The sequence below is a fragment of the Flavobacterium sp. ACN6 genome (assembly GCF_002304005.1).
GTDB lineage: Bacteria > Bacteroidota > Bacteroidia > Flavobacteriales > Flavobacteriaceae > Flavobacterium.
In genome coordinates this window covers 156,882-169,179 of record NZ_MRCQ01000006.1, presented here as the reverse complement: position 1 = coordinate 169,179, position 12,298 = coordinate 156,882, and the positions used below count along the sequence as shown (strand labels likewise).

Annotated in this window: 8 protein-coding genes; 5 read left to right on the top strand and 3 right to left on the bottom strand. The window is 34.7% G+C overall.

What is annotated here, in order from left to right:
- Nucleotides 1–50 precede the first annotated feature (50 nt).
- Both BSF42_RS11165 and BSF42_RS11160 read right to left on the bottom strand, forming a co-directional pair.
- Complete coding sequence (locus BSF42_RS11165; protein WP_095953174.1) at nucleotides 51–932, bottom strand: sugar phosphate nucleotidyltransferase; 882 nt, start codon at nucleotides 930–932, stop codon at nucleotides 51–53.
- 1 nt (nucleotide 933) lies between these two features.
- The gene (locus BSF42_RS11160) at nucleotides 934–2,031 is read right to left on the bottom strand and encodes a mevalonate kinase (RefSeq protein ID WP_095953173.1); all 1,098 of its coding nucleotides are present in this window, start codon (nucleotides 2,029–2,031) and stop codon (nucleotides 934–936) included.
- A gap of 233 nt (nucleotides 2,032–2,264) precedes the next feature.
- Here BSF42_RS11160 and BSF42_RS11155 point away from each other — a divergent pair, with 233 nt between their 5' ends.
- The gene (locus tag BSF42_RS11155; protein ID WP_095953325.1) at nucleotides 2,265–3,305 is read left to right on the top strand and encodes a LacI family DNA-binding transcriptional regulator; all 1,041 of its coding nucleotides are present in this window, start codon (nucleotides 2,265–2,267) and stop codon (nucleotides 3,303–3,305) included.
- A 2-nt stretch (nucleotides 3,306–3,307) separates the two neighbouring features.
- Here BSF42_RS11155 and BSF42_RS11150 read toward each other — a convergent pair whose 3' ends face one another.
- On the bottom strand, nucleotides 3,308–3,958 hold the full coding sequence (locus tag BSF42_RS11150; protein WP_095953172.1) for a sugar-binding protein: 651 nt from the start codon (nucleotides 3,956–3,958) through the stop codon (nucleotides 3,308–3,310).
- 640 nt (nucleotides 3,959–4,598) lie between these two features.
- On the opposite strand from BSF42_RS11150, the gene BSF42_RS11145 reads away from it, so the two are divergent.
- The 4 genes from BSF42_RS11145 to BSF42_RS11130 all read left to right on the top strand — a co-directional run bounded on the left by BSF42_RS11145 (nucleotide 4,599) and on the right by BSF42_RS11130 (nucleotide 12,238).
- A complete protein-coding gene (locus tag BSF42_RS11145; RefSeq protein WP_095953171.1) occupies nucleotides 4,599–7,661 on the top strand; it encodes a TonB-dependent receptor in 3,063 nt (1,020 codons plus the stop codon).
- A gap of 10 nt (nucleotides 7,662–7,671) precedes the next feature.
- The gene (locus BSF42_RS11140) at nucleotides 7,672–9,369 is read left to right on the top strand and encodes a RagB/SusD family nutrient uptake outer membrane protein (RefSeq protein ID WP_095953170.1); all 1,698 of its coding nucleotides are present in this window, start codon (nucleotides 7,672–7,674) and stop codon (nucleotides 9,367–9,369) included.
- Nucleotides 9,370–9,460: 91 nt separating this feature from the next.
- Complete coding sequence (locus BSF42_RS11135; RefSeq protein ID WP_095953169.1) at nucleotides 9,461–10,783, top strand: DUF3472 domain-containing protein; 1,323 nt, start codon at nucleotides 9,461–9,463, stop codon at nucleotides 10,781–10,783.
- Nucleotides 10,784–10,900: 117 nt separating this feature from the next.
- Nucleotides 10,901–12,238, top strand: a complete 1,338-nt coding sequence (locus BSF42_RS11130; protein ID WP_253251036.1) for a Gfo/Idh/MocA family protein — start codon at nucleotides 10,901–10,903, stop codon at nucleotides 12,236–12,238.
- The last annotated feature ends 60 nt before the right edge of the window (nucleotides 12,239–12,298 follow it).

Genomic DNA, 12,298 nt, shown 5'->3' with positions numbered 1-12,298 from the left:
AAGTAGTACATTAATTTTCCTTAATCTCTAATTTAGATATGAATATTTTGTTAATTTTTATTGTCCCAATTTAAATAAGGGTAATATTTTGCCAAATATGCTTTTACATCGGCAATATCTTCTTTGGCAGTTAAGTCGGGAACATGCTCTGAGAACGGAATTCCAACTGTAGTATTCGGATTTTCCTTTACGGAGTTTAAAAGAACAGTTGGTAATTCTTTCTCATCACGCTCCGGATGAACCGGACAATTTTTAAGATGTATAAATAATGTCTTACCGTTAAACTTAAAAGCATTCATACTTACTCTTATTTTTCCTTCGCTGTCTTTATAGTGTTCCAAAACGTCTTCTGAAGGCTTTTCCAGAATATCCAGTAACTGCTTATTCTGATCTAATTTTGCAATTGCAAAACGTGAAATACGTTCTTGCGGAAATTCCATTGCATCGCGGTCATAACTAATAAAAGCGTTCGGACTTTCTGTTTCTCTTAATGCGCGCAGTGCTTCTGCAGAATACAAATTATCGCTGTTGCAAACCGAATAAAATTGAGAATTCAATTCCGGATATTGTTCTACAGCCTGAAACAAAGCATCTGCAGTTCCAAAAGGCTTCACTCTTCCCTCAGGAATATATTGAACTGCAAAAGAAATATTGAGACCGTGAAAATCATTATTTTTCATTTTGGTTCCGTAAAACTCTTTAAACAATTCTCCTTGTTCACCTATAATAATGTAGATATTTTTGTAACCTGCTTTTTTTGCATTCCACAAAAGATAATCTAAAAGAGGTCTTCCACTTGCGCCGACACCAATTAAACCTTTGCTTCTTTCGTTAGCCTGCGCTATTTCTTCTGGAGATAAATTATCTAAAACTGCTTCTTTTTTCATGCGCGAAGAAGCGCCGCCTGCTAAAATCACTAAATTGTCGTGCATCTTATTTTAAAATTTCAATATTATCAATAATTCGTACTCCGGGATCCACATTCACCACATAGGCCTCTTCTGCTCCCGCATTTAAAATTGCTCTTATTACTGCATCTTCATTTTTAGGATCGGCAATCACAACAATACTTCCTCCTCCGCCAGAACCCACAATTTTTGCTCCGTATGCTCCCGCTTTTAAGGCTGCATTAATCATGGCATCAATTCTAGGAACGGTTATTTTGAGAAGATCACGCAATACTTCATGGTGACCATTCATTAAAGCACCAATTTTTTCAAGGTCTAAAACTGGTTTTTCAAATTCTTTTAAGGCTTCCTTCGTATAATGATAGTTTTTAATCGCTGCTTCAAAATAGGGAATCAAACGATCTGGAAGACAATTTCGATATTGATCTAAATCTTCAATTTCTGAAGCATTTAGATCAAAATGGAGATGATTTTGTTTTACAACATCAATTGCCATCAGCGCATTTCCTTTTAACTCGCCAATTAATCCAATTGTCTCTTTAGGAACTCCCGAAACTCCAGTTATTAAACCTTTTAACTCTGTTCCGATCACATCAAAAGAGAAAGGTTTTTTGGTGTTAATATAAACGATATTCCCTACTCCAATACTAAAATGATCCATCATGCCGCCAGGTTCTGCATGTTCCAAAACTTCAGATTCGTATCCTAATTTCGAAAGGAATTCTGGTGTAACTTCATGATCGATTCCAAAAGCTTCAATCAGAAATCGGATCCAAGCCATTAATAAAGCCGACGAACTCGATGTTCCAGAATTAATTGGAATGTCTCCAGTAATGGTAATCGTGTAGCCTGTGCTAGGTTTACAGCCGTATCTTCGTAAAACGCGAAGGGAAGAAGCAAAATAATCTCGTGGTTCTAATTTTTCAAAAGATGCATGAATGTCTATAACTCGAATTTCGTCAATATCAATCATATTTAGAACAAACGATTCGGTCTTATTTTCCTCAGCAATTAATTTTATATTTCTATCTATGGCGCAGGCTATTACAGGAAGTCCTAAATAATCTTGATGATCTCCAAAAAGACAGGTTCTACCCGGCGCTGAAGCTGTAATTTTCCTCATTTAAAAAGAAGCTATTAAAATACTAAAAAACAATGTTTTAAAGTATATTTTGATTAGTAAATTTACTTTGATTTTGGGTTTTGATTGTACGAAACTATAGATTATATTTTGATAAAACAAATAAATTCATAAAAATGTGCTCGAACACACTTTTAAATGTTCTCGAGCACATTTTTAAAATTCAGAAAAAACTATATTCCGAAAAATTAAATGTAATTTATATATTTGCTTCTATGGATAAAAAATATACTATTAAAGACATTGCGCAAATGGCCGGAGTTTCTAAAGGAACTGTCGACAGGGTTTTGCATAATAGAGGAAAGGTTTCTCCTGCCGCGCTGGAAAAAATTAATGAGGTCTTAAATGTTATTGATTATGAACCGAATTTAATTGCCCGAAATCTAAAGAATACCAAGATTTATAAAATCTGTGTTCTTCTTCCAGATCCGGAAATAGATTCTTATTGGCTTCCTTGTGTTAATGGAATTCAAGATGCCGTAAAGGAATTCAAGCCTTACAGTGTCAATATTAGTATTCATTATTTTAATCCAGAAAATAAAAAGTCGTTTGTAAACACCAATAATACGGTTTTAAATCTTGAACCTGACGCGGTATTAATTGCACCAGTATTTCATAAAGAAACTCTGGAAGTAGTAAAAGTTTATGAAGAGGCAAATGTTATTGTAAACACTTTCAACAATCAAGTACAGTCAAGTTCTGTAAAATGCTTTGTGGGTCAGGATCTTTACAAAAGCGGCCGGGTTGCCGCCAGCTTAATGAACTTAATTTTATCTAAAGGACAAATTGCAATTGTACATATTGACGAAAGCTTGAAGAACGCTGTTCACATGCAGGAAAAGGAAAAAGGTTTTAGAAGTTATTTTGAAGAAAAAAAACTGTATTCTTTTTCACTGACCACTTTAAAACTCAAACACCCAAATGTTGAAAGTAAATTTTTAAATTTTTTAGAAGAAAATCCAGATCTAAGCGGTGTGTTTGTGACTACATCCAAAGCGTATCAGATTGCCACAACTATTGCTGCTCAAAAAAACAAAAAAATAGCTTTGATTGGGTATGATTTAATAGCTAAAAATTTGGATTATTTAAATGAAGGATTACTCCACTTCTTAATTCATCAAAATCAAAAAAGACAGGCTTATTTAGGCGTTAGCACATTGGCAGAACATTTCTTGTACAGTAAAGAAATACCTGAAACGATTTTACTGCCTATTGATATTATTAATGTTGAAAATGCCGACTTTTATATCTATTAATTTTAATCTTCGAGAATAAATTTCCCAAATGAAGAAGCGGTATGGAAATTAGGTTTTTCTGTTTTAGGATTAACCCAGGAAATCCATGTGGGTTCATATTCTAGATTTTCATTCTGCGAAAATTTCGCGCGATAGACGCCTATTTGTATAACATTATCTTGAATTAAATCTAATTCTTTTAATGATGTCATGCTTATCTTTCCCTGTACAGTAAATGATTTTTGGTCTTGAAACGAATATATTTCCAAATGTCCTTTTGGCCAGTTCCAGTTATAATCAAAATTCCACTCCGGATAAGCTTCAAAGTCTAAAACGCGAGTATCTACATCCATCTCCAGACAATAATACGGACTTAGTTTTTCATCTTTTCTAAAAAAAAGCTCCACTCTATCTGAATTGCAAATACTGTCTGTAGAATCATCTGTTCTATCTGTATAAATTTCCGAATCAAAAACCTGAAAATTAAAATACAGATAATCTAAATTCCATCTCGCTCTAAATTCAATTTTAGAAAATGAATCTGTTTTCCAAGGCGAACAAAAATCTGTTAGACAATTTGCTTTTTCCCAAAAATCAGGATCTAAATTTTCAATGTTTATCTTTTCATTTTGTTTAACGAGATTGACTTTGTAGGCTTTTAAATCTGAATTCATTTTTTCGGTTTTATTTTAATTTTTCAAAATAAGAAATGACATTTTAAGATTGTGTTTTTAACTTTCAAAAAAACACCATTTCTATTTCTTTTAAAAATGCTAATATAAGGCAAACTTTTTCAGAAAATCTAATCGCCTTTTTTTACTTCTGCAATAAAAATTTTTACAGAAAGAAAAAACTCACATATCCAAATTCTAAAAATACTTAATTAATTCTTAGCATTAGAAAATAACTATTGCGAAATTCTTAGTAAAAAACTGATGCGCTTTATATTCTTTAAAAAACAAAACTACCCGCTAAGAATCCGATTAAATCTGACAACTGTCGTTTGTACAATTTATTTTAGAATATCAACAGCTTTTTATCTTAAAAAAAATCACTAACACAATTTTATGTGCTCGAGAACATAAATTTTGTGTGTTCGAGCACATTTTTTGTGTTTTTTCTTGTTTTATAATTTTTTAATCTATAGTTTCGTCGAACAATTAGAATTTAGACCTTAAAATTCGTATTCATTTTTAACCTTTTTTAGTTAAAAAAACGAATTCAAAAACGTCAACAAAACCAAAATTTTTATAGTAGAAAAGAAAAAATCAACTAAACAAAAAACTCAATTATTAACCAAAACCTAACCAGAGTATGAAAAAAGTATTCGCTAAAAAGTCCAGCACTTTTAGAATGCATTCTGTACTTGAAAAAAGCTTAAAAACTGCTTTGTTTTCATTGTTGTCTTTAAGTATTCAAGCAGCGCCTGCAGCACCAATTAGTGAAATTGCTTCAAACAAAACCAGTTTATTGGCATTTCAAAAAATTGTAAAAGGGAAAGTAGTCGACGAAAAAGGATCTCCAATTCCTGGAGTTAATGTTGTGATTAAAGGAAGTAAAACCGGTGTTCAAACCGATATGGACGGAAGTTTTGCTATCGAAGTTCCAAGCGCCTCAACCGTATTAGTATTTTCATTTCTTGGAATGCAGGAACAAGAAGCTCCTGCTGGAAATTCTTCTTTAAAAATTACAATGAAAGAATTGGGCCAGCAAATGGATGAAGTTGTTGTGGTAGGATACAGTAAAGTAAAAAAAGAGAGTTTAACTGGATCGCTGCAAACGTTGGACAACAAGAAAATTCTTGACATTACTACTCCTGCTGTCGAAAATATGCTGGCAGGAAAAGCTACTGGTGTTTTTGTAAACACAGGCGGAGGCCAGCCAGGATCTGTTGGAAAAATTATTATACGTGGTAGAACCACCGTAAACGGAAGCACAGATCCGCTTTGGGTGATTGATGGGGTAATTGTTGGAAGCAGTTCTGGAAATATGAATCCGGCAGATATTGAAACACTTACTGTTCTTAAAGATGCCGCTTCGACTGCAGTTTACGGTTCTCAAGGTGCCAATGGAGTTATTGTAGTAACCACTAAAAGCGGTAAGAAAGGAAAACCATCTATCAATTTTTCTGCTAGAACGGCAATGACTACAATCAATAACGGAAATTTTGATATTATGAACGGTGCAGAATTATATGATTTATATGATTCTTTTGCTAATAAAGAAGATTTTGAAAATGTTTGGTGGTGGACTCCTGAATTAAGAAACCAAAATTACGATTGGTGGAAAAATGGTTCTCAAACAGGAATAGCAAACGATTACAACTTATCTATCAGCGGAGGCGGCGACAACTTTAAAAGTTATGTTTCGCTTGGATATTATGATGAAACTGGCGCTGTAAAAGGCTACGAATATAAAAAATACAATGGTTTAATGAAATTTGAGTACAAACCAAATACGTGGTTTACATTACGTCCTCAAATAAACTTAACCAAAGAAACTACTTTTGACCAACAGCATTCTGTAGGTGCTTTGTACGGAAATATGCCTTGGGATAGTCCGTATTTAGAAGATGGAACTTTGGTTGGAAATGCACCAAATCCAACTTGGGTAAACACAACTGGCTCTAATTATTTATATGATTTACAATGGAATTATGGTGAATCTGAGAGCTATACCGTTCGTGCTAACCTAGATTTTGATATCAAATTTACAAGCTGGCTTACTTATGCTTCTGTAAACAATTATATTTTAGGAAACTACAATTCATCCTACTACTCAGATCCTAGATCTTCATCAGGAGAAGCGGTTAAAGGTAGAATCGAAGATTATTTTAGCACCTATAATAGAGTTTACAGCAATCAGCTTTTGCGATTTAATAAGACTTTTGACAAACATAGTTTCAACGCTGTTGCGGGTTATGAATGGAACGAATACAATTCTAAATACAGCAACGGAATAGCAACTGGAATTCCGCCGGGAATTGTTGTTGCCGATGCTGCTGCGGTTCCAGAAAAAGTAGCGGGAGGAAGATCACAATGGGCTGTACAATCTTTGCTATCAAACTTGAATTATTCTTATGACGATCGTTATTTAGGGCAAGTTTCTTTCCGCCGAGATGGAGCTTCAAATTTTGGAAAAAATGCACAATACGGAAATTTCTTTTCTGTGAGCGGTGGATGGAATATTCATAAAGAAAGCTTTTTCCATGCCGAGTTTATTAATAATCTAAAATTGAAAGCCAGTTATGGTTCTGTCGGAAACAGACCCAACAGCTTATATCCTCACCTTCCATTATATTCTTTTTCACAAAGTTATAATGAAAACCCAGGGGCTTTAATTTCACAATTGGCAAATCCAGATTTAAGCTGGGAAAAAACATATACCGGCGATATCGGTTTGGATATCGGATTGTTTAATCGTGTAAACATTACTTTGGATTATTACAATAAAAATACTTCTGATCTTTTATACAGAGTGCCTCTTCCTGGTGTAATTGGAGTAACCAGCATCTGGAGAAACGTTGGCGCGGTAAACAACAGAGGTTTTGAAGCATCGATTAATGTAGACATTATTAAAAATGATAATTTAAAATGGTCTGTTGATGCCAACATCGGTACAAACAAAAATAAAGTTACAAGCCTTTACGGCGGTAAAACTCAGATTATTGTTGGAGACGGAAGCGGTATTGCAGGTTCTGCTTCTAAACTTCTTAGTCCGGGAAGAGATGTAGACAGCTGGTATTTAACAGAATGGGCTGGCGTTGATCCCGAAAACGGAAAACCGCAATGGATGACAACAGATGCAAACGGAGCTCGTGTTAAAACGTACGATTATGGAGATGCATCTAAAAACCAAAAAGTAATTGGAGCCTATACGCCTGATTTTTTTGGAGGTTTTTCAACTAATTTAAACTATAAAAATTTCGATTTCGCAGCTATCTTCAGTTATTCTGTAGGCGGAGAAATTTACAATTATGCAAGAGCAGAGTTTGATTCAGACGGCGCTTACACAGATCGTAATCAAATGAATTTGCACAGCGGCTGGAGCCGTTGGGAAAAACCTGGAGATATTGCAACGCATCCGCAGGCTATTTACAACAATCCAAGTAACTCCAACAAAGCTTCTTCTCGTTTCTTAGAAACTGGAACGTACCTTAAAATGAGAAGTGTGACTTTGGGTTATAACATGCCGATTGAAAGCCTTTACATTTCAAATTTAAGATTGTACATCGCTGGAGAGAATTTATTTACTATCACACATTATTCTGGAGTTGATCCTGAAATCCCGCCAATTAATGGTGCAATTTCTGGTGTTGCGACACAGGTTTATCCTTCAACAAGAAAAGTGGTATTAGGACTTAACTTAACTCTTTAAAAACAAAATCATGAAAAAGATATTTCTATTATTTACAGCAATTAGTTTCCTGTCTTCATGTGAGTTAGACAGAGAACCTTTTGATTCCTACACACAAGACAAAATTCAGGAAGATAAAGAAGCTTCTATTGAAGTTTTATTAAACGGATGTTATGCGCAGCTTAAAGGCTGGTCAGACGTTATGCACAGGGTTGGCGAATATCCTGGTGATAACATTATGATTAGAGGAACATCTACTGATTCATTTTATTCTTTTATCTCGTATCAGCATGTTACTAATAATGATCGTTTATCTGTTTTTTGGAACAATAGTTACAAGATTATTTCGCAGTCCAGTGATTTAATTAAAATTATTAAAGAAGGAGAAAGTCAAGCTGTAGACCAGCAGTTAGGAGAAGCTTATTATTTAAGAGGCATGATTTACTTCTACTTATGCAAAACTTACGGAAGACCTTATGCACAATCTCCTGAAAGCAATTTGGGTGTTCCAATTGTAAATGGTCTGCCGGATGATTTAAACAATTTGACTTTACCGGATCGTTCAACTGTTCAAGACACTTACGCACAGGCAATAAATGATTTGAAAAAAGCTGAATCTTTAATGAATGCAGATAAAACTGCTGCTTACGCAACGAAAGAAGCAGCTCAGGCAATGCTTTCTAGAATTTATTTGTACATGAGCGGTACGTATGAAACGCCAAATCAAGAGTATGCAACGCAGTCTATAGAATATTCTAATAAAGTAATTGCGAGCGGCCGTTACAATTTATTAAGCCGTTCAAGCTTCATGAAATATAATACTTATGCACCTGACGCTCCAGAACAAACGGAAACCATTTTTGCCGTAAAACAAGTTGCTTCTGAGTTTTCTGGTTACGATCACTATTACGGAATTGGAGGTATGTATGCCAATATTCAAGGTCAAGGCTGGGGAGAAATGTATGCCAGTGCCAAATATTTAGATTTACTTCATAAAGCTGGAGGAAAAAATGATGCGCGCTGGGCATTTATTGATCCGCAATATGCAACTGACGCCGCAGGTAATAAAACAGAAGCTTTTCGTTTTATCTACGATGTTTTTAACGCGGGAGGAACTCAAACAGGTTACAACTACATGCAGCAACCTTTAAAACGTAATACTGATGGTTCGTTTTATATTACTATCGGAAGTACAAATTACAATCTGACAACCATAAATGCGGCAGAAAATCAATATTCTATTGTATATGAAGGAAAAACATATACGGGCGAAAAAGATTATATGATGCTTCTCAATCGTGTTTATCCAATGTATTATATCACAAAATGCTCACTTCAAGACAATGACTCTCACTTGCACTCTCCTATCATTTCGAGATTGGCAGAAATGTATTTGAATCTTGCTGAAGCGTATGCAAAAAAAGGAGATTATACTAATGCCTTGACCAATTTGAATATTGTGAGAGAAAGAGCCATTATTGGCGGCGGTTATACCTCTCTTAGCAGCTCAAATGCAATACAGCGAATAGATGAAGAACGTCAATTAGAGCTTGCTTTTGAAGCGCATCGTGGTTATGATGTTTACAGAAACGGACAGACAATGACCCGCCGTTATCCAGGTCCGCATCTGCCAATGAATGATGTTCCTGCAACGAGTTTACGTGTAGTACAATACATTCCACAATCAGAAATTAATGCATATCCGGGAACTTTAACCCAAAACCCATAATCGTTTTAGAGTTGTTTATTGTTTTTAACAGCCTCTTTAGTTGTAAAAAATTAGAGAGGCTTTAAAAAAGTTAATCATTCAATACTTACTAATGAGAAATTTATTAAACCTGATTTTAGCTTTTTCACTTGTATCTTTTTCCTGTGCAGATCACAATGAAATTAATACAGAAAATAATGTTCTAGAAAACCCAAAAACGGAGATTTCTTTACCATTGGCAGGAAATGCATACAGTTCTAAACATTTAGAAGAAAACAATACCATTACTGATAATGGCATCGAGAATTGGAAAAATGCTGATGAAACATTTACGGTTTATTTCAGAATTTTTAAACCGGGAACTTTCCAGATTTCTGTTGAGGAATCTGTTGAAGTTTATGGGAAATCGGAGCTTGAATTTTCAATTTATAATGAAGTAAAAAAAGTAACTTTTAATACTTCAAAAAAAGAGATTTTAGTCGGAAACTGGAAAATCAATCAGGAAGGCTATGTAGCACTGAAAATAAAAGGAATTAGTAAAAGTGGCGATCGTTTTCCATCCATCAATAGATTAAAAATTTCCAGCGTTGATTACGACGGAAAAATCTCTTTTGTCCCAAATAATGAAGGAAATTTTTATCACTGGGGACGCCGCGGTCCATCTGTTCACTTAAATTATGGTGTTCCAGAAAACATAAATGCCGAATGGTTTTATAACGAAATTACCGTTCCTGAAAATGAAGATAAAATAGGCTCTTATTTTATGGCAAATGGTTTTGGTGAAGGATATTTCGGAATTCAGGTAAACGCAGCGACCGAAAGAAGAATTTTATTCTCAGTTTGGAGTCCTTTTAATACGGATGATCCTCAGAGTATTCCAGAATCACACAAGATCAAAATGCTTAAAAAAGGAGAAAATGTTCATACAGGTGAATTTGGAAATGAAGGTTCTGGCGGACAAAGTTATCTGAAGTATAATTGGAAAGCAGGTACAACATACAAATTCTTGCTCAAAGGATCTCCAAACGGAGACAATACCACAACGTATACCGCTTATTTTTATGCCCCTGAAACAAATAAATGGATGCTTATTGCAAGTTTTAACCGTCCAAAAACCAATACTTATTTAAAAAGATTTCACTCTTTTTTAGAAAATTTTATTCCAGAGCAAGGCGATTATTCCCGTAAAGTTTTATTCAATAATCAATGGATTTGCGATGAAAAAGGGAATTGGACAGAAATTAATACTGCCCGATTTACCAATGACAATACTGGTGCAAAAGAGTATCGTATGGATTTTTCCGGAGGCACAGAAAACGATTCTTTCTATTTAAAAAATGGAGGCTTTTTTAATAATTATACAACACCAAAAACTAACTTTACAAGACCGATGACCAATAAAAAACCTGAAATAAATTTTAATTCTTTACCGTAAGCAATTTCTAAAAATAAAAAAATCTCAATATTTCCGATAATCAAAAATTATCAAAACATTTAAAACAAATTAATTATGAAAACCAGTAATTTAAAATTCATTTTGGCCGTTTGCATTATGTTGTGGGGAACATTTGCAACGGCTCAAATGATAAAAACAAAAACTCCATCGCGCGCAAAAGGTCAAACAGATGTTTTACGTTTAGCTGCGCCGTCAATTCCAACTGTTCGTGTGGCTTTTATAGGCCTTGGAATGCGTGGTCCTGGAGCTGTAGAACGCATGACGCATATTCCGGGTGTAGAAATCGTAGCATTATGCGATATGACTCAAGAAAATACAACGAAAGCTAATGAAATTTTAACGAAAGCCGGCTTTCCAAAAGCACAGGAATTTTATGGCGACGAAAATGTCTGGAGAAAAGTTACGGCACTGCCAAATGTAGATTTGGTTTACGTAGCAACAGACTGGCTTCATCACGCTGTTATTGGGGTTCAAGCAATGAAAGACGGAAAACACGTTGCTATTGAAGTTCCAGGCGCTTTGACTATGAAAGAAATTTGGGAGCTTATTGATACTTCAGAAAAAACTCGTAAACACTGTATGCAGTTAGAAAATTGCGTGTACGATTTCTTCGAATTGACAACTTTAAACATGGCACAGCAAGGTTTATTTGGAGAAATTCTTCATGCTGAAGGTTCTTATATTCATGGTTTACAGCCATTCTGGGGAGAATATTGGAACAACTGGAGAATGGACTATAACATCAAACATCGAGGTGATGTTTATGCCACTCACGGAATGGGGCCAGCTTGTCAGGCTTTAAATATTCACCGTGGAGACAAAATGAATTTCTTGGTTTCTATGGATACAAAAGCGGTTGGAAATCCTGCTTATATCAAAGAAAAATCTGGAAAAGAAATTAAAGATTTTAGAAACGGAGATCACACCATGACGATGATTCGTACGGAAAATGGAAAAACAATTCAGATTCAGCATGATGTAACTTCTCCTCGTCCGTACAGCAGAATGTACCAATTAAGCGGTACAAAAGGTTTTGCTAATAAATATCCGTTAGAAGGTTATGCTTTAGATGGAAAAGAATTAGGCGATGACGTTAAGCCAAATCATGAAAAATTAAGCGCACACTCATTTGTTCCTGCTGATGTTAAAAAAGCTCTGATGGAAAAATACAAACATCCAATTGCTAAAGGCATTGAAGAACAGGCTAAAAAAGTTGGAGGTCACGGCGGAATGGATTTCATTATGGACTACAGATTAATTTACTGTTTACAAAAAGGACTTCCATTAGATATGGATGTATACGATTTAGCAGAATGGTCTTGTCTTGGTCCATTAACTGAAATTTCATTGGATAATAATTCTGCTCCTGTTGAAATACCCGATTTCACTCGAGGCGGATGGAATAAATTGAAAAAATTAGAATTTTCAGAATAATAAATATTTTGGTTGTTAGTTAATGAGAAAAGGGTATCTTTTATTATAAGATACCCTTTT